This is a genomic window from Hymenobacter radiodurans (assembly GCF_004355185.1).
GTDB lineage: Bacteria > Bacteroidota > Bacteroidia > Cytophagales > Hymenobacteraceae > Hymenobacter > Hymenobacter radiodurans.
The window spans coordinates 1404113-1421950 of the sequence record NZ_CP037922.1; the positions used below are offsets into that span (position 1 = coordinate 1404113).

Below are 17838 nucleotides of genomic sequence, written 5' to 3' on the forward strand. Positions count from 1 at the left end.
GAAGGACGAGCAGTTCAGTCCTCCAAAGCATTAGTCAAAAACGTATTTTTCAACCCCAGCCAAACGAGCCACAAACCTATACAGCAAAACAGATATAAGCGGTAATAGTCTTTGGTATTGCGAAAACGAGTCTGTTTAATTTCTGATTTTTCGTACGTATTGATCTGGCGGAACACGCGCTGCAAGCCGGCGTTGTCGGTGGCCCGGAAGAATTGCCCTTCGCCCGCCTGGGCAATCTGGCGCATGGTGGTCTCGTCGAGGCGAGTTTCGACGTAGCGCGGCCGGCCAGTTTCATCGGTTCCGTAGGGCACGGTTCCATCCTGGCCAAGCCCTACGGTGTAGATCTTGAGGCCATAAGCATGTGCTAGCTGGGCTGCCGTCAGCGGGTCGAGGCTGCCGGCGGTGTTTTCGCCATCTGAAATAAGGATGATAACTTTCGTGCGGCTGCGGGAGTCGCGCAGGCGGTTGGTGGCTACACCTAGGGCCGTGCCGATGGCCGTGCCGTCGTTGGCAATCATGCCCAGGCGCAAGCCGTCGAGGCTTTCGCGTAGCAAATCGTAATCGGTGGTGAGGGGCGCAAGCGAGTAAGCATCACCAGCAAAAACCACCAAGCCCAGCCGGTCGCCGATGCGTCCGGCTATAAATTCCCGCCCTACCCGCTTCGCTGCCTCTAGTCGATTAGGCAGCAAATCCTGTAGTTCCATCGAGCCCGATACGTCCATCACCAGCAGCATATCAATACCCTCGCCGGTTTGTACCACGCGTTCATCCGTGCGCTGAGGGCGCGCCAAGGCCACTAGGCCAAATGCCAAGCTGAACATCAGGACAATATCGGGGAGGAAGCGGAGCAGCGCACTCCAATCGCGCCTTGCTTGGCCAGCTACAAAAGCAACGTCGAGGTGCGGGCGCCGCCGATGCACCAGCAGCCAGCGCAGCCCAAATAGCAGGGGTAGCGCCGGAATCAGCAACAGCAGGCGCGGCTCTTGCCAGGTGTAGCTACTCAGCGTGGCATAGCGCAGCCCATCAAGTAAAGGAGCCAGAAAGCGTTGCCAGAACTGTTCAATCATGAGTTGTTTCAATCCTTAAGTACTGAGCCAAGCTGCCATTTGCTTTTCTATATCTCCTAAAAAAGCACCCCAATGCTATCAGCTTCTGGCCGCTCCACTAAGCAAGGTATAACGCCTGTCGGCAAAGTCGCGCAGCAGGTCGAAAGCAGTACCGGTTTCCGTGTCATCTTCGTTAAACTGGTTGCCATATATCAGCCGATCCGTGATGCGCAGGGCGCGGCTCACCGCCACATCATTCTGATAGTAAGCCACAATCTCACGCGTGGTGAGGCTGTTGATGGTGTTGTTTTCGAGGGTTGTGAGGTAGTTTTTCCAGAGCGTAATGGCGCGCTCCATATTCGTGAGGGAGCGCGACAGCTCGAACCGCTCAATATGGCGCGCATATTGGGCCAGGAAATATGCGTGGTTTTTTCGCAGCTTATACAGCTGGTAGCGGCGGCGCCAGTAGCTGCCAAAGCCAAACCACAAGCCGGCGCCCACCAGTGCTACTAATCCTAGCCCCGCCAGCCAAAACGGATAATTGAACGCCTCATCTACTGGCAGTAACGTGGTATTTTGCTTCAGCACAGGCGTAGTGGGCGGAATAACTTCCGGCACTGGTGCCGTGCGCTCCAGCCGAATGCTGGCTACCTGCGTGTTCACAGTAAGCGTGTCGTGCCCGCGCAGAATCATAACCGGCAAACTCAGTCGCTGCACCGAGTCGAGGCTGAACGTGCGGAGCTGATATACAGTCCGGTCGAAGCTGCGGCCCCGGCGGGTGAGCGTGGGCTGAAAGGTTTTGCCCACATACTCAAACGGTTTAAACTCGGCCGTAGAATCAGGGAATACAACCTCCAGCGTAGGATCGTGACGAAAGGTGAGCTCAAAGCTGACGACTTCTCCCACGCGCACCGATTGGCGAAGAAAACGTCCCTGCGGCTGCTCGGGGGGCAATTCCTGGCCCTGCACACCTGACGAAAGGAACAGCAGCCAGACCAGCCATATGCTGGGTGCCAGCAACTGCACATTGCCCCGCAACAAAACGACTGGGGGGCTTTTTTTCGCTGAATCCTTACGCACGTCCACCCCGCTGATTGCGCCGCCGAAACAAGCTGGCCAACTGCGTCACGTAGTCGGCATCGGTGGCAATGGATAAGAACTCCGTTCGATGACGCCGGCAAATCTGCCCGATTTGCGCCCGGTTCTGCTCATAGGTGGCCCGGTACCGCGCCCGGAAAGACTCCGCCGAGGTATTCACCCACATCGTGCGGCCGGTTTCCTGGTCGTGGAGCGGCACAATGCCAAGCGGCGGAAATTCCCGTTCGCGCTTGTCGAGCAGCTGCAACACCACTAAGTCGTGCTTGCGGGCCAGCATGGTTAGCTCCCGCTCGTAGTTGGTATCAATAAAATCGGAAATCAGCAGCACAATGCTGCGGCGCTTCAGCATGCCTAATGCTTGCTTGATTCCGGCCCCGACCGCCGTGCGGGGAGAGCGGGGCGTCAATTCAAACAGGCGTTTTATGAGGCTATAGGCGTGCCGGATACCTTTGCCGGGGGCCAAATACAGCTCTTTTTGATCAGAGAAAGCCAGGATTCCGAGTTGCGCATCCTGGCGGGCAGCGGCCAACGCCAGCAGCCCGCAGATTTCACGGCCCACATCGAGCTTGCGCCGGCCAGCGGCACCCACTTGCTGCGAAGCACTGACATCCAGCAAAAGCAGAACTGATTGCTCGCGTTCTTCCTTATACGTTTTGACGAAGGTGCCGTGGCCTTTGCTCGATACCGCCCAGTCGATGGCCCGCACCTCATCGCCGTACTGGTAGAGGCGCACATCGTCGAATTCAAGCCCCGTACCTTTAAAGACGGAGTGAAAATTGCCCTGCAACTGCGCATCTACTGTCTTGATGATGCGTATCTCCATCTGCCGAAGCTTACGCACGAGTTGCTGGAGCGGAGTGAGGTCGGCGGTATTCATTTCAGCTAAACTACGGGTTCCTCCTAACTTTGCCGTTGTGAAAAAGCTCCCTGCATCCCTTTACTCTACCTTAAGCCTGCTGCTGATGCTGATATTTACGCAGTGTCAGCGCCCCGAAGAGCCATTGGTGCCACAGCCATTGTTACCGAAAGATAAAATGGTAACCATGCTCATCGACGTGCATCTGAACGAAAGCCGCGTAGATGCCGCTGCTTTGCCCCCCGATTCAGCTCGCGCGGCCTTCAACTTGCTGCATCGTCAGCTGCTGACTCGTTACAAGGTCACCGACACTATTTTTCAGCGCAGCTACCGCTATTACGCCATCCACGACAAAGACTTGGATGATATTTACGGAGCCGTCATCGACAGCCTCTCTGCCCGCGAGGCCAAGCTAGGAGCAAAAGATCAGGCCGAGGAAGCAAAGCGTCGGCAGTAGATTAAATCAATCGGCTGCCATTGGGTACTGGGCCGGCAAGCGCCGCCAATACGATATCACCGTTTTCGTCGGCGGCACCGGTTACCAGCACTTCCGAGCGGAAGGGACCAATTTTCTTCACCGGAAAATTAACCACGCACAACACCTGCCGGCCCACTAAATCCTCGGGTTGATAGTGGCGGGTAATCTGCGCGCTGGAGCGTTTGGTGCCAATCTCAGGACCTAGGTCTATCAACAGTTGATAAGCGGGCTTGCGCGCTTCGGGAAAAGTACGGGCTTCCAACACGGTACCAACGCGCAAATCAACGCGCTCAAACTCTGACCAAGTAAGGGGGCTACTGATGTTTCCATGGCCGCAAAGTAGCAAAAAGGCTATTTCCCGGTGGTGGGCTTCGAAGCATATTGCTCTAGCAAAGCCATTCGCTGCTTTACCTGAATCTCCCAGGTTTTCTGGCGGTCCAGGTTCAGACCGTGGTTGGTTTCCTGGTCATAACGCGCTTCCTCTTTTTGCCACTCCGTGAAAATAGCGTTGGTCGCATTTTTAAAAGCGGGTTGCAGGCGTTTGCAGTCCAACTTCAGCAGCGCTATTTTCTGGCGCATGCGCCGGGCGTGCAATTCCGTGATGTTAAAGTGTATCTGCTCGTGACGCAGCAAGTTGGGTGTGGCCGTAGCCGAGTCGCGCACCCATGATTCGGTAGGCACAAATACGGCTTGCACCGAAGACGTGAACTTGAAATCGACGCAGCCAGCTTTTACGTCAATAGTGGCTGAGGTAAGGGCTGCCAGTCTATCGGCTGGGGTGGGCTTACTCTTAAAATCGGCCCAGGTAAGCGGCCGGTTTGCCGCCCAAACAATGGTACCAGGCGCATCGGCTGGAGCAGTAGGCGCGCTCTGAGGTGGACTAACAACCGGTAGAAAAGGAAGCAAAAAGGAAATAAAGGAAAGCGGCAAGCCGTGCAACATAGGAAAGGGGCTGGGGGGCTTTTTTAGAAGTGAATGGCGATTCTGGAGTATGAACGCAGCTACCTAACGGTTGAGTGCAACCGTCCGTGCTAAAAAATAATGCCAGCCTCGATTTAATGCACCGCCACCACCGCTGGCACCGGTACCACGCTTAGCCGACGGAAGCGCCAGAGCAGAAGGCCAGCCACCAGCGTAAGGCCCGTGAGCAAGCCTATCCAGATGCCAACAGCGCCCATATTCAGCTTGAAGCCAAGGCAGTAACCCAATGGCAAGGCTACCGCCCAATACGCTAGCAACGCCACCACAGAGGGGATTTTGACATCTTCCAGCCCTCGCAATGCTCCCAGCCCCACAACCTGTAAGCCGTCGGATATTTGAAACAGCGCTGCGATGAGCAATAGCGTAGCCGCTTGCGCCACCACGGCTGCATCGTTGTTGTAGAAATAGGGAATAAACTCACGAGCCAGAATCAAAATCAAGCCCATCGCACCCATAAAGAGAAAGGTGAGGCCATAAGCCGTAAACCCTGCTTGGCGTGCTCCCTCCGCATCGCCGAGGCCGCGCATATTACCCACCCGAATGGTAGCCGCCGCTGCAATGCCGCTGGCCGCCATATAGGTAGCCGAAGCCACATTAATGGCGATTTGATGCGCGGCCAGACTGGTAGTGCCCAACCAGCCAATCATGACGGCCGAAAAGCTGAACGCGCCCATCTCAAACATCATCTGCACGCCAATAGGGGAGCCCAAACCCAGCAGACGCCGCAGTGTGGGGCCGTGGAGGCCCAGCCCGCTTGCCGCTGCTTCGCGGTAGGGCCGTAGGCGGGCGGCGCGCAATACATACGTAGCCATCAGGATGGCCATCAGAACACGGGAAATGAGCGTGGCCCAGGCGGCCCCAATCATGCCCATCTGCGGGGCGCCAAGGTTGCCGAACACGAACATGTAGCACAGCAGGGCATTCAGCAAATTGGCTCCTACTGACAGATACATCGCCTGACGTGTGAGACCCAAGCCTTCGGCAAACTGTTTGAAGCCCTGAAAAATCATCAGGGGCAGGAAGGATAGGAAGATGAGGCGGACCCACGGCATGGCCAAGGCTACTACCTCCGCTGGCTGATTGAGGTATCGAAGCTGGGGGGCAATTACAAGCCCCAAACCCGCCAGCCCCACGCCAGCCAGGGTGCTAAGTAGTACTCCATTTACCAGCAGCCGCCCCAACAAAGGCATATCGCGCTTGCCATCAGCGGCCGCAACCAAAGGCGTAATGCCCATCGATAAACCCAGTCCCAGCACCATTACCACCGTGCTCACGCTTACGCTCAGCGACACGGCCGCCAACGCAACTTTGCCGGTTTGGCCTACTACCACGCTGTCGACTACGTTTACCAGTACGTGGCCTAATTGGCTAAGTATTACTGGGTAAGCCAGTAACAACATAGGTTTGATATGCGGACGAACAGCGGTGAGCGGCATGAGGCAATGGAAAAAAGAGCCGCAAAGGTACGCCCCTAATTCGGGCTATGGGCCAGACTTACCAGAGTAAAACGCTCCTGACCGTTAGCTCATCCGGCTTGCCTGGCCTAAGAGAACGGCTTGCAAGCGCTGCAGTGCTTCCCGTAACGCCAGCTCAGGCACAGCATAAGAAATGCGCGCAAAGCCCGGCGCTCCACAACTTGCGCCATCCACCACATCTACCCCCCGGCCCGCAACTGCGCGACCAATGCCGCCGAAGATTCCGTTGCTGAGTGCGCGGGGGGCAAAAACGGCCGCAAATCAGCGAAAACGTAGTAAGTACCTTCCGGCTCCACATAGCCCACACCGGGCAGCGCCGACAAGGCAGCTAGGAGCAAAGAGCGGGTGGGGGCTAACCGTGTGAGCAACTCTTGGGCAATTGTCGCGCTATGCTCCGTTGCCGCCAGGGCTGCGTGCTGATTCGGCACGGGAACGGGCGCGCCAGTAGCAAATTGCCCCCCAGCCGCCGCCCGAACCACCGCTGGCGGCGCCACCAAATATCCCACGCCCCACCCAATCAGTGCCAACGATTTGGAGAAGCCATTTACGACTAAGTGCTGCCCATGTGGGTCGGGAAATGCCAGCAGAGTGGGCACCGGTGCCGAACTGAAGTTGATGAGATTATATATCTCATCGGAAAAAACAAACAGTTCTGGGTAGCGGCGCGTGACGGCTAACAAGGCCTCCACCTCATCGTGGCGATAGATTCGGCCTGTCGGGTTATTCGGATTCGAAAAGAGGAAAACCCGCGTGCGCGGTGTAAGAGCGGCTTCCAGTACTTCCGGCCGCAGGTCATACCCATCGGCTGAGTCTAGGGGGAGGGAGCGCATGGTCCCACCGGCCCGGGTAATCAATTCACCAAAGCCAAACCAATTGGGAGTAGGCACCAGTACCTCGTCGCCGGGGCGCAGAATGGCTTTCAGCAAAGCAACCAGCGCTACCTTTACTCCGGGCGTAACCATGATATGGGCGGGCGTAATCTGGGGGGCTTTTTGGCGATGATAATTTGTTGCTATTGCCTCCCGTAGCGCCAGCAAGCCTTCCACCGGCCCCGGTGTAAGCTGGTCAGCATGAATACTAGCGATGGCCCGCTCAGCGGCAACAGTTGGCGTAGCAAAATTGCCGTAGCCCGAAGCCAGACTGATAACAGCGGGGAAATCGGCCGCAGCCGGGGGCGTTGTCACGAAGGAATCGGGTAGCAAATCAGCCACTGCTTTTACGCTTGCGGAGCCAGGACTACATCAACAAAATAGGCCTGCTCATCGGTGAAAAAATTCTGCACTTCCAGCCCCGCTTCCGTCGCTAACTGACTGATGAGAGGCCGGGTAAATTTGTAAGAATTTTCGGTGTGAATAATTTCCCAAGCAGCGAAATCAACGGTTTGGGCCAGTGCCTCCAGGTGTACTTGCTGGGCGCGGGTGCTCACTAAAAAGGAGCGTACAACGCCCGCAATCGGGTCATAATCGGTGTAGTGCTGCCAATGGGCTAGGTCAAAATTGCCCCCCAACTCCCGGTTCAGCCGGGTAAGTAGGTTAAGGTTGAAGGCCGCCGTTACGCCCTGGGTATCATCGTAAGCGGCGCGGATAAGGCGGGGGCTTTTTGCAGATCGAAGCCAATGAGCAGGCGGTCGTCGGGGGAGAGCGGCTGCGTGAGGGCGCGTAGAAATTCGCGGCGGTCGGAAGGGGAGAAGTTGCCGATGTTGGACCCCAGAAACAGCACCGCTTTCCGGCCGGGCCGGGCGGCCATCAACGTGAGCGCCGCCGTGTACTCGGCTACTACTGGCTCCACCCGCAAGGTGGGCAATTCAGTGCTCAGACTAGCTGCCAGTCCATCTAAGGCCCCCGACGAGATATCGACGGGCACATAGCTGAAATTGGCCCCCAACTCCAATAATTCACGCAGTAATATCTTGGTTTTCAGTCCATCACCGGCGCCAAGCTCTATGAGATAAAACGGCTCATCAGAGGCTGGACGCAGGGCGGCGGTAATGGCGGCGCGGTGGGTAGTTAGCAATCCAAACTCCGTGCGCGTAGGGTAGTACTCCGGCAGCGCCATAATCTGCTGAAACAGCTCGCTGCCCGCGTCATCATAGAAATACTTGGAGGAAAGCGTTTTAGGTGTTTTTTGCAAACCCGCAGCTACATGGCTGGCTAATTCGGTGTTGGCAGTGGCGAGGCGAGGCATGGGGAGCAGTTACGGATGAAATAGGGGATTACTGGCCTTGCTCCGCAGCAAGTATAAGCTGCGTGATTTGACCAGAAATGGCAGCTAAAGCTTAGCGTGCCAAGCGGATACCGGTGAATTGCCAGCGCTTATCCGCGTGAAAGAAATTGCGGTACGTGAGGCGAATATGGCTCGCGGAGGTAGCACAGGAGCCGCCGCGCAGCACCAATTGATTCAGCATAAACTTGCCATTATACTCGCCCAAAGCGCCAGCTGCGCGCTCATAGCCGGGGTAAGGGTGGTAGGCCGAGTACGTCCATTCCCACACATCGCCCAAAAGCTGATGACATTGCTCGGGATCCGCATCGGCGGGGAGAGGTTGAGGATCAAATAGGTTGCTTTCCAGGAAGTTGCCGGCCGCAATCTGCGGCTGAAACTGGCGGGCCGCTATTTCCCATTCCTGCTCCGTAGGCAGCCGGTAACCGGCCCAGTGGGCGTACGCATCGGCCTCGTAGAAGCTAATATGCGTGACCGGCGCGGCCCAATCGACGGGTTGCAGGCCGTGGTGGGTAAAGCGGTGCCACACGCCATCTTTCTGCACCCAATACAAAGGCGCTTCCCAGCCAGCCTGCTCGGCCAGTTCCCAGCCTTCGCCCAGCCAGTAGCGGAAGTCGCGGTAGCCACCCGCTTCCATAAACTGACGGTACTCGCCGTTGGTCACTAAGCGGTTTTGTAGCGCGAAATCGGCTACGTAGGTATCGTGGGGGGCTTTTTCGTTGTCAAAGCAGAATCCCTCTTCCTCAAAGCCAATCCGATAAACGCCGCCCGCCACCGGCAGCCAAGTGGCTGGGGTAGGCTCGGGCGTGGGCGGTGCTTTCGGAGCCGACTTATAAGCCGGCGCCAACGGACTGGTGCTCAAAATGTACTTTATATCCGTAACGAGCAACTCTTGGTGCTGCTGCTCATGCTGAAGGCCCAACTCAAAGATTTCGGCGAAGCTGGGGGGCAAATCGTTAGGGGCAAGCGTGGTAAGCAAGCGGCCCATGTGCTCATCTACGTGCGCGCGGTAGGCGTACACATCGGCGAGAGCAGGGCGGGAGATAGTGCCGCGGTCGGCGCGGTTTACGCGACTGCCCAGCGAGTTATAGTAGGAGTTGAACAGGTAGGCATAATCAGGATGAAATACCTGGTAGCCAGCTAGGTATTCGCGCAGCAGGAAGGTTTCGAAAAACCAGGTAGTATGCGCTAAGTGCCACTTCGGCGGGCTCACATCGAGCATAGGCTGCACCACAGTATCCTCCGGCAGCAAGGGCCGACAGAGGTCTTCCGTTTGCTGCCGCACGGCGTGGTAGCGAGCGGGGAGTTGGGCCAACATGGGCTCGGCAACGGTTTGGGGGGCAAATACGGAGGAAGACATAGACACAGGAATAGGGGTTAACTACTTATTAACCTTAACTCAAAAAACGACGACGGGTTTTGTTCTAGAGGGCTTCGAGTTTAATTAATCAGCCCCAAGACTACGGCAAATACCGAGTACAAATGCTTAGCGAAGACCTCGTTTGGTAGACGTCGCGGCTAGTACGTAGCACAACAGTAGCAGCGGGTATTTATCGCGTTTACGGCAAGCTCAACTACGGAGTAAACGTCGGTAGAAAGCGGTATTTTGGGCTGGAAATGCGGTTTTTGGGTTCCAAATCGTTATCCTTACTATCGCTATTTCGTTCAAATAAGGAGTGGTTCAGCACCTGTTTTCCTTCTTTGGGACGCAATCAAAATACCATAGATACTTCTCCCAAACCCCAAACGCTATGATCTCGAACCAGCAAAACCAGCGCGGCAATGCCGCAACTCAGTCGTCAAGCCGTAGTGGCGCGACTAAGCAAGCAACTTCTACGGGCAAAAGCCTGCGTGGCTTCGCCGCTATGGATCCAGCTGAGCAGCGTCGTATTGCCAGCGAAGGTGGTAAAGCCTCGCACGAAAGTGGTCGCGGCCACCGGTTTACATCAGAGGAAGCCCGCGCCGCCGGCCGTAAGGGGGGTCAGGCGAGCCGCGGACGGAGCAACCAGGGCGGTGCTACCCGATAGTTTCCATTGATGTAACGACGGCACTTCTCCCGTAGCGGTGCCGCCGACTTTGTAAACCAGCCTTTGCGCACAGCGCAAAGGCTGGTTTTTTTGTTCGTTACTTGTCAGACGGTTGAAATCCCGAACAGCCGGTTCTGAAGTGTATACGATTCCGCTGATAGCCAGCACCTGCCCCGCCCAATGCTTCATCTTACGTATTGCCAGCGCGCTTTGCGCTTCAACTTTCCGGCCCGTACCTCGCGTGGGGCGCTTACCGAGCACGTAGCCTATTATTTAGTATTGCGCGATACAGCGCAGCCGGAACATCTGGGGCTGGGAGAAGCAGCGCCATTGGCTGGCCTGAGCCCCGATTTTGGGCCTGCTTTCGAGCCTAGAGTAGCTGCGCTATGCGCCGATTTTAACCGCCGCCAGCTCACCGATTTGCCCCCCAATGCATCCATCTACTTAGTTGATGAGCTTGTAGAGCCTACTTGGCCCGCGCTCCGATTTGCGCTTGAAATAGCCTTGCTGGACTGGCAGCTCGGTGGCCGACGTCAGCTTTTCGATAATGCATTCAGCCGGGGCGAGGTGGGCATTCCTATCAACGGCCTCGTCTGGATGGGCGAGGCGGCCTTTATGCAGACCCAGATTCAGAAGAAGCTAGCCGATGGCTATTCCTGTTTAAAGATGAAAATCGGGGGAATTGATTTTGCCACCGAATTGCAGCTACTAGCTGAAATCAGGGCCGTAGCTGGCCCCGAGCAGCTCACACTGCGCGTAGATGCCAACGGCGCATTTGCCCCCCACGAGGCTTTGAGCAAGCTGGAGCAGCTGGCCCGCTTCGATCTGCATTCCATCGAGCAGCCCATTGCGGCCGGGCAGCCGGCGCTCATGGCGGATCTGTGTCGGCAGTCGCCTATTCCTATTGCGTTGGATGAAGAACTGATTGGGGTGACGCAGCCTGAGCAGCAACAGGCGCTGCTGGCCCACATTCAGCCAGCCTACGTTATACTCAAGCCTACGCTGGTAGGCGGACTGCACGCCACCCGGCAGTGGCTGCGCGTGGCGGAAGCAAACAATGCCGCCTGGTGGCTGACTTCGGCCTTGGAATCGAATGTGGGGCTAAATTCCGTGAGCCAGTTGGCGGGCGAGTACGCCCGGTCCGATTTTCCCCAAGGCTTGGGCACGGGCCAACTTTATCATAACAACGTGATGGCACCCCTCCGAATAGCATCCGGCCACCTGCACTATGACCCCGCGGGAGATTGGGAAATTCCGTGCTGATATACGTGGTTGATAAGTGGTGCTAAGGCGGTTTTTTCAGTAACTTACCCAACCCACCACCCTCCCTGCATGATTGCCTCTTGGCTCGTTACTGTGCTGCTTTTCGGAAGAACCCTGCGGGGCTGGGGGGCTTTTTTGGGGTTGCTGCTAAGCTTAACAGCTACTGGCCAGTCAACCCAATCGGCAACCGCAGCATTCAGTTTTAAGAGTGCCAAAACGCGCAGCCTTGCGGTGCCCGTCGAATTGCAGCGCAACCTGATTATTATCAGCGCTTCCCTTAACGGACAGGGGCCGTTCAACTTTCTGCTGGATACCGGCGTGAGTACGTCCATTCTCACCGACCCAACGCTGCGCACACAGTTGGGACTACGGCTGGGGCAGCGCTTCCGCGTAGCGGGTGCCGGCGAGGATCAGGCCCTAGAAGCTTTCCAGACCGATAGTGTGCACGTGACCTTAGCCGATGGCAAGGTGGAAGCGCCAGCCCTCACGTTCCTGATTCTTTCCAGTGATGTGCTCAACCTGTCGGGCTACGTGGGTATGCCCATCCATGGCATTCTGGGCTATGATGTGTTTCGCAGCTTTGTTGTGCGCATTCACCCGGTCGAGTCCCGGGTAGTGTTGATTAATCCCGCGTCGTTTCGGGCGCCCAAGGGAAGGCGCTGGACTTCTATGGGCATCGATATGGAAGGCAGTAAGGCCTACTTACGTACCGAGGCCGTGGTGCACGACTCGCTGCAGCTGCCGCTCAAGCTGGTGCTCGACACTGGGGCAGGGCACGCGTTGTCGCTCGAAACCACCTCCGACCCGCGCCTGACTCTGCCGCCGCGGCGGATACGGTCGCAGCTGGGCCGGGGACTCAATGGGCTCATTAATGGGTACCTGGGCCGGGTAACATCGTTGCAGCTAGGTAAATACAAGGTCAAATCCTTAGTTACCTCTTTCCCCGATGCAGCCGATGTAAGCCATCGGGCCGAGGTATTTCGTAATGGCAACGTGGGTCTGGAGCTGCTCAAGCGTTTCGATATTATCATTGATTACACCCGCAATCGGCTCTGGTTGCGTCCCAATAGTCTTTATCGCGACCCCTTCGAGCACGATATGAGTGGTATCGACTTGCTGGCTACCGGCTCCGACTATCACCAGTATATTATCCTCAAAGTAGAAAAAGGTTCGCCCGCTGATGAGGCCGGCCTGAAGCCCACCGACGAGATTATAGCTATTAATCTGATGCCCGTAGCGGGCCTTTCGCTCACCCAAATCAGCCGAATTCTGCACTCCGATGATGGCCGCCAACTCCTGTTCATCGTGCGCCGCGCCGATGGCGAACTGATCACAACCAGTGTGCGTCTAAGGCGTCAGATTTAGCCGTATGAGCAGTTGGCTGCGGTTAGCCCTGCTTACAAATTGTTCATAAAAGCACTACATTAGAAGCCCACCTACCTTGCTTTTCGCCTGATGCCAACGGCCCCTTCGCCCGCGCTGCCGCTACCGTCGCCTGCCATCTTGGCCAATCAGCACATCTACTCCGATTATTTCGACGAGGAATACGTGCGGGCCGTCGACAAGCACCTGCTGCAGCTACTCGATCGGGTGTGGTTCCGCTCCAAGCTGGTGGGTTTCGAGCAGTATCCGCAACGGAATAACCCGGAGCGCCCATTGCTTTTCGCCAGCAATCATTCGGGCATGGCGTTTCCCTGGGATGCCATGGTAGCCCTCTCGCACTTGCTGCGCGTGCTGCCTGGTATGTACGACCTGCCGCGGCCCCTTTCAGCGCCCATGCTCTCGCAATCGGTGCTGATGAACCCGTATCTGATTCCGCATTTCTGGAAGAAATGCGGCTGTGTTGATGCTACCACGCTCAATTTTGAGACGATGATGTTCTGCAACGACCACAACTTGATGCTGTACCCCGAGGGCGTGCCGGGCATTGGCAAAGGGTTTAACCGCAAGTATCAACTGCAGCGCCTCGCTACCAGCATCATCCGGCTAGGCATCGAGCACCGCACCGATATTGTGCCGTACTATACCGTAAATGGGGAATACCTGAACCCCTACGCTTATAGCTGGGACTGGCTGAACAAATGGACCAAAAAGATTGGGATTCCCTTCATTCCCGTGGGGCCCATTATCATCATGGTGCTGCTCCAGCCCTGGTTTTTTTACCTCGCGTATCCGGCCAAGCTCACCTTTGTGTTGGGCACGCGCATCAAGCCCTACGAACTGACCGAAAAGCCCCCCAGCGAGCTTACCCGCGAAGATTATCTGGCCTTGTCGGAGCAAGTGCGCCAACAAATGCAGACGGAGCTGGATGCGGCTGTGCGCAACCACGGCAAGCATCCTTACTGCTGGAGCGAGCTTTGGCAACGTATGAAAGCCAACTGGAGCTACTTTCCTTTCTTTCTGCCCTTTGCCTGGCCCGAACTCTTCCGGGAGTTTGAGCGCCAATACGCAGAGAAAGGTCCCGAGGGGGTAGATCTGAAACTAACTAAGCGCGGCTCTTGGCTGCGTATGATTTGGCGCAACCCCTTCACCCTCACTTTCTTCATTCCCGTATTAGGATGGATACCTATTGCTATTCGCGGCTACAAGGGGCATCGAATAGGAAAAAAAGCATAACCAGTCATTGGGAAGGATTCCCCAATTCTTGCCACCAACAATATTCTTGCGTGTAAAAGCCCCCCGCTACTGCTCGCAGTCCGTACCCGCCCTGCCTCCCTTCCCACCCAATAGTATACAAATGCCCTCCACCCAGCATTTACTGCTCAAACAACTCCTGACGGCGGCAACTGGCCCGCTTGCCCGCAAGCGGCCCGGCCTTGGAGCCATGCGGCTAGCTATGGAAGTGAGCTCGTTGTTTCAATTTATGCCGTGGGGTGTACACCTCGAAAAGACAACGATTGACGGCATGAGTGCCGAATGGGCCCGGCCCGCCAATGCGGATCCGTGCCGAGTAATGCTCTATTTGCATGGCGGCGGCTATGTACTCGGCTCTCTGAATACGCACCGCAGCTTGGTAGGAACGTTAGCCAAACGCTGCAATACCAATGCTTTAGCCATCAACTACCGTAAGGCCCCCGACTATCCTTTCCCCGGTGCCCTCGACGATGCCTTGCTGGCGTATCATTGGCTGCTAAAGCAAGGATTTGACCCTCACAACATTATTGTGGCCGGCGACTCGGCCGGCGGGGGCTTAGCTCTAGCCTTGCTTATTGCCCTACGCGAAGAAGGCCAGCCCTTGCCTGCTGCGGCCGTGGGGCTTTCTCCCTGGACCGACCTTGATATGCCTGATGCGCTGCTGCGCCGGGTAGCGCGTGAGGAAACCCAGTTGTTGGAGGCCCTTGAGATGCGCGGCTGGGGACCGCACTACGCCGGCGAAACGTCTCTCACGCACCCGTTAGTATCGCCGGCCCGCGCCGCGGTACACGGATTGCCGCCGCTGCTCATTCAGATATCGGACTCGGAAGTGCTGTGCGAAAGCGTCTTGTGCTTTACCGACAAAGCCCGCACAGCCGGCGTAGCGGTTACTCTGCAATCGTTTACAGGGTTGGTACACTGGTGGCACCTGTTCTGGCGCTTGCTACCCGAGGCCCGCGAAGCCCTCGATGGCGTAGCCACCTTTGTCAATGCTATATGGGCGGCTCAGCCGACGATACTACCTCTCCCTACTCTCAGGCCCAGCAGCCCGATAGTCATAGCAACTGCCACGCGGCCCCGTAAAAGAGCAGCGTAAAATTGAAACGAAAAAAAGCCCCCAGGCATTAGGAATAGGTGAAAAAACCCATAAAACACGGTTGTATGAAGAGGCGGTGACGAGGAATCTGAAAAATTTCTACCTCAGCACCAACTATATAGCTATGTTTTCGTAGGTTTGCCAAAAGTAGTCGGCTTGCATACTATTTTTTCCGGCGTGCAAATCCGTAACGCCATTTTTCGTTTCATTTCACCTCCTTTTAACTAACTCAACAACATGGAAGATCTGTTTAAAAAATTCATCAATGCCGGCGTTGGTTTTGTTTCGCTGACCAGTGACCGTTTCCAAAGCACCATCGATAAGTTGGTGAAGGAAAGCAAGCTGTCGGAAAAAGAGGGGCAGAAGATCATGGATGATCTGAAGAAGAATACCGATACGAAGCGGAAGGAGTTGGAAGCACAATTCACGGGTATTGCCAACCGCCTGATGAAAGGTGTGGGCGTAGCTACCAACGCCGATGTAGAAGAGCTAAAGCGCAGTGTGCGTGGCACTAAGACCTCAACGGGTGCTGCTGCCGGCAGCAAGAGCAGCGCCAAGCCAGCTTCAAGTACAACTGCCAAAGCCGCAGGTGCTACCAAGAAGGCCGCCGACAAAGTGAGCAGCGCCGCTGGTACTGCCCAAAAATCGGCTGCTGCTAAAGCAGGGGCCGCCAAGCCTGCTGCCAAACCTGCCGCTAAGCCAGCAGCTAAAAAAGAAACCCCAAAGCCCGCTGATAGTGGCAACAATGGCGCTTCCAACGCGTCATAGTTTTGCTATAAGCGCCTTGCGTGAAAAGCCAGCGCCGCTACTGCGGGCGCTGGCTTTTTCGTAGACACACCGTACGCATCGCACTTCAAGCGGTGCGGTTTTGATTTTTAGCTAGCTGGGGGGCATTTTGCTTACCTTTCTTGTCGAGGCTGGCCAGGCTGCCTCTTCACGGGCTTCTTTTTTCGCGCATGTTCAAAAACACGATTTCTAATCTGGGCCGCATCCGGCAGGTAATGGAGGTGCTGGTGCGCTACGGGTTTGAGGATGTAGTAACCAGCACGGCCCTACGCCGCTTAGTGCCCCAAGGACGTCGGGTATCGTGGCAGCACGCGGAGAAAACGGTGTTTGACACCAACCGCTGGGAGCGTATCCGCTTGATTATTGAAGAATTGGGCCCCACGTTTATCAAGCTGGCCCAAGCCTTGAGCAACCGCCCCGATTTGCTCCCCGAAGCCCTGATTGACGAGTTTGAGAAGCTGCAAAGCGACGTGCCGCCCTTTGATGTTGTCACGGCCCGCCGCCTGATTGAAGAAGAGTTGGGGCGGCCCATCTCAGAGGTTTTTAGTGAATTCAACGACGTAGTACTGGGCTCGGCCAGCATCGGGCAGGTGCATAAGGCCCGCCTGCTCACGGGCGAGGAAGTAGTGGTAAAAGTGCAGCGCCCCGGCGTGCAGGAAAAGGTGCGCACCGACCTGAGTTTGCTGCGCGAACTAGTGCGTCTGACAGCCGGTTTTCTGCGCAAGCAGGGCCTTAGCAACCCGCAGGATATTGTGGACGCCTTCGAGCGTAGCATGACTAAGGAATTGGACTACACCTCCGAGGCCCGGAGCATGGACCAGTTTCGCAAGCTCTACGCCGACTACGAGACGTTTTATGTGCCGAAGCCTTACCGTGAGTTCTCTACTAGCAAGGTTCTGGTTATTGAGTTTGTGAGTGGCTGCAAAATATCCAACAAGCCGCAACTGCTGAAATGGGGCCTCGACCCCGCCAAGGTGGCCGAAACGGGCATGGATATTTACCTGACCCAGATTTTTGAGTTTGGCGTTTTCCACGCCGATCCGCACCCTGGTAACGTACTGGTGCGGCCCGATGGCACCATCGTGCTCATCGACTTTGGGATGGTGGGCAAGCTCACTAAGCAGCAGAAATACGCTTTTGCCGGTGTGTTTATCGGGATGGCGCGGCAGGATGCACGCAGTATGGCGCTCAACTTCCGCCGCCTCGCGCTCCACGCCGAAATTCCGGATATGCGCCGCTTTGAGGCCGACCTCAACGAGCTAATCGAGGATTTTACGGTGCTCGATGTGAAGGAGATGAGCATGTCGGACCTCGCCGACCGCCTGCAAGTCATCATCTACGATTATAAGCTGCAAGTACCGGGGGCTGTCTTCCTAATTCTGCGGGCGCTCGTGATTCTGGAAGGAATCGGAAAGGTGCTGCACCCGTCATTCAATACGTTTGAGTTCGTGCGGCCTTACGGCGCCCGCATTATTGCGGAGCAATACTCGCCCGAAAATTTGATGAGTGAGGCCCAATACACGGGCGTGCAACTTCTGTCGTTGCTGAGCACCTTGCCCACGGATGTGCGGCAAATCATGCGCAAAATTTCCCGAGGAGATTTGCGTGTAAAAGTAGAGTTGGGCGGTTATCAGCCGCTGCTACGCAAAGCCGACCAACTCGTAAGCCGCACCATTATCGCTCTGCTGGCAATAGCGTTTCTCCTGTTTTCGGGCCTGAGTCTGATGGGCAGGTATTCGCCCGAAATGGCCTATCACCGCGGCATTCCCATGCTGACGTGGTTTAGTCTGGGCGTAACTGGGTTTCTGTTGCTAGTGCTGGTTATTCTGGGGCTACGGAAGCCGCGGGAGTAAATTATGAAGCCAACGATCATATTGA

16 protein-coding genes and 1 pseudogene are annotated in these 17838 nt (G+C 56.2%); 8 read left to right on the top strand and 9 right to left on the bottom strand.

Annotated features, from left to right (window positions below; translation table 11 throughout):
* Positions 1-14: 14 nt before the first annotated feature.
* The 3 genes from EPD59_RS07170 to EPD59_RS07180 all read right to left on the bottom strand — a co-directional run bounded on the left by EPD59_RS07170 (position 15) and on the right by EPD59_RS07180 (position 3021).
* Complete coding sequence (locus tag EPD59_RS07170) at positions 15-1067, bottom strand: vWA domain-containing protein (protein WP_240731655.1); 1053 nt, start codon at positions 1065-1067, stop codon at positions 15-17.
* 78 nt (positions 1068-1145) lie between these two features.
* Positions 1146-2126 carry a hypothetical protein gene (locus EPD59_RS07175; protein ID WP_133272188.1) on the bottom strand — a complete coding sequence of 327 codons (981 nt, stop codon included), beginning with the start codon at positions 2124-2126 and terminating at the stop codon, positions 1146-1148.
* Complete coding sequence (locus tag EPD59_RS07180; RefSeq protein ID WP_133272189.1) at positions 2119-3021, bottom strand: DUF58 domain-containing protein; 903 nt, start codon at positions 3019-3021, stop codon at positions 2119-2121. The genes EPD59_RS07175 and EPD59_RS07180 overlap by 8 nt, the downstream gene beginning before the upstream one ends.
* A 37-nt stretch (positions 3022-3058) precedes the next feature.
* On the opposite strand from EPD59_RS07180, the gene EPD59_RS07185 reads away from it, so the two are divergent.
* Positions 3059-3457, top strand: coding sequence for a DUF4296 domain-containing protein (locus EPD59_RS07185; RefSeq protein ID WP_165963508.1), 399 nt, complete (start codon positions 3059-3061; stop codon positions 3455-3457).
* A gap of 1 nt (position 3458) precedes the next feature.
* Here the strand turns inward: EPD59_RS07185 and EPD59_RS07190 are convergent, their stop codons facing one another.
* From EPD59_RS07190 to egtB, 6 genes and pseudogenes are all read right to left on the bottom strand, one after another.
* The gene (locus EPD59_RS07190) at positions 3459-3758 is read right to left on the bottom strand and encodes a tRNA-binding protein (protein WP_240731656.1); all 300 of its coding nucleotides are present in this window, start codon (positions 3756-3758) and stop codon (positions 3459-3461) included.
* A gap of 71 nt (positions 3759-3829) precedes the next feature.
* Positions 3830-4420, bottom strand: coding sequence for a DUF922 domain-containing protein (locus EPD59_RS07195; RefSeq protein ID WP_133272191.1), 591 nt, complete (start codon positions 4418-4420; stop codon positions 3830-3832).
* A 113-nt stretch (positions 4421-4533) separates the two neighbouring features.
* Positions 4534-5895, bottom strand: coding sequence for an MATE family efflux transporter (locus tag EPD59_RS07200; protein WP_133272192.1), 1362 nt, complete (start codon positions 5893-5895; stop codon positions 4534-4536).
* A 218-nt stretch (positions 5896-6113) separates the two neighbouring features.
* Complete coding sequence (locus tag EPD59_RS07205) at positions 6114-7145, bottom strand: pyridoxal phosphate-dependent aminotransferase (protein WP_133272193.1); 1032 nt, start codon at positions 7143-7145, stop codon at positions 6114-6116.
* Positions 7146-7150: 5 nt separating this feature from the next.
* Positions 7151-8118 (bottom strand): annotated as a pseudogene (gene egtD / locus EPD59_RS22330) (L-histidine N(alpha)-methyltransferase).
* Between the two features lie 91 nt (positions 8119-8209).
* Positions 8210-9514 carry an ergothioneine biosynthesis protein EgtB gene (gene egtB / locus EPD59_RS07215; RefSeq protein WP_165963509.1) on the bottom strand — a complete coding sequence of 435 codons (1305 nt, stop codon included), beginning with the start codon at positions 9512-9514 and terminating at the stop codon, positions 8210-8212.
* Positions 9515-9905: 391 nt separating this feature from the next.
* Here egtB and EPD59_RS07220 point away from each other — a divergent pair, with 391 nt between their 5' ends.
* The 7 genes from EPD59_RS07220 (at position 9906) to EPD59_RS07250 (ending at position 17813) form a co-directional block, all read left to right on the top strand.
* On the top strand, positions 9906-10181 hold the full coding sequence (locus EPD59_RS07220; RefSeq protein WP_133272195.1) for a KGG domain-containing protein: 276 nt from the start codon (positions 9906-9908) through the stop codon (positions 10179-10181).
* A 180-nt stretch (positions 10182-10361) separates the two neighbouring features.
* On the top strand, positions 10362-11444 hold the full coding sequence (locus EPD59_RS07225; RefSeq protein ID WP_133272196.1) for an o-succinylbenzoate synthase: 1083 nt from the start codon (positions 10362-10364) through the stop codon (positions 11442-11444).
* Between the two features lie 69 nt (positions 11445-11513).
* Positions 11514-12809, top strand: coding sequence for an aspartyl protease family protein (locus EPD59_RS07230; RefSeq protein ID WP_133272197.1), 1296 nt, complete (start codon positions 11514-11516; stop codon positions 12807-12809).
* A 90-nt stretch (positions 12810-12899) separates the two neighbouring features.
* Positions 12900-14060, top strand: a complete 1161-nt coding sequence (locus EPD59_RS07235; protein ID WP_240731658.1) for a lysophospholipid acyltransferase family protein — start codon at positions 12900-12902, stop codon at positions 14058-14060.
* Between the two features lie 121 nt (positions 14061-14181).
* Positions 14182-15174 (top strand): alpha/beta hydrolase, encoded by a 993-nt coding sequence (locus EPD59_RS07240; protein WP_133272198.1) that lies wholly within the window; start codon positions 14182-14184, stop codon positions 15172-15174.
* Positions 15175-15411: 237 nt separating this feature from the next.
* The gene (locus EPD59_RS07245; RefSeq protein ID WP_133272199.1) at positions 15412-15942 is read left to right on the top strand and encodes a phasin family protein; all 531 of its coding nucleotides are present in this window, start codon (positions 15412-15414) and stop codon (positions 15940-15942) included.
* A gap of 188 nt (positions 15943-16130) precedes the next feature.
* Positions 16131-17813, top strand: coding sequence for an ABC1 kinase family protein (locus tag EPD59_RS07250; RefSeq protein WP_133272200.1), 1683 nt, complete (start codon positions 16131-16133; stop codon positions 17811-17813).
* The last annotated feature ends 25 nt before the right edge of the window (positions 17814-17838 follow it).

Excerpts from the sequence above, each read along its gene's own strand:
- EPD59_RS07170 (WP_240731655.1), bottom strand. The coding sequence starts at position 1,067 with ATGATTGAACAGTTCTGGCAACGCTTTCTGGCTCCTTTACTTGATGGG.
- EPD59_RS07180 (WP_133272189.1), bottom strand. The coding sequence starts at position 3,021 with ATGAATACCGCCGACCTCACTCCGCTCCAGCAACTCGTGCGTAAGCTT.
- EPD59_RS07195 (WP_133272191.1), bottom strand. The coding sequence starts at position 4,420 with ATGTTGCACGGCTTGCCGCTTTCCTTTATTTCCTTTTTGCTTCCTTTT.
- EPD59_RS07200 (WP_133272192.1), bottom strand. The coding sequence starts at position 5,895 with ATGCCGCTCACCGCTGTTCGTCCGCATATCAAACCTATGTTGTTACTG.
- egtB (WP_165963509.1), bottom strand. The coding sequence starts at position 9,514 with ATGTCTTCCTCCGTATTTGCCCCCCAAACCGTTGCCGAGCCCATGTTG.
- EPD59_RS07220 (WP_133272195.1), top strand. The coding sequence starts at position 9,906 with ATGATCTCGAACCAGCAAAACCAGCGCGGCAATGCCGCAACTCAGTCG.
- EPD59_RS07225 (WP_133272196.1), top strand. The coding sequence starts at position 10,362 with ATGCTTCATCTTACGTATTGCCAGCGCGCTTTGCGCTTCAACTTTCCG.
- EPD59_RS07230 (WP_133272197.1), top strand. The coding sequence starts at position 11,514 with ATGATTGCCTCTTGGCTCGTTACTGTGCTGCTTTTCGGAAGAACCCTG.
- EPD59_RS07235 (WP_240731658.1), top strand. The coding sequence starts at position 12,900 with ATGCCAACGGCCCCTTCGCCCGCGCTGCCGCTACCGTCGCCTGCCATC.
- EPD59_RS07240 (WP_133272198.1), top strand. The coding sequence starts at position 14,182 with ATGCCCTCCACCCAGCATTTACTGCTCAAACAACTCCTGACGGCGGCA.
- EPD59_RS07245 (WP_133272199.1), top strand. The coding sequence starts at position 15,412 with ATGGAAGATCTGTTTAAAAAATTCATCAATGCCGGCGTTGGTTTTGTT.
- EPD59_RS07250 (WP_133272200.1), top strand. The coding sequence starts at position 16,131 with ATGTTCAAAAACACGATTTCTAATCTGGGCCGCATCCGGCAGGTAATG.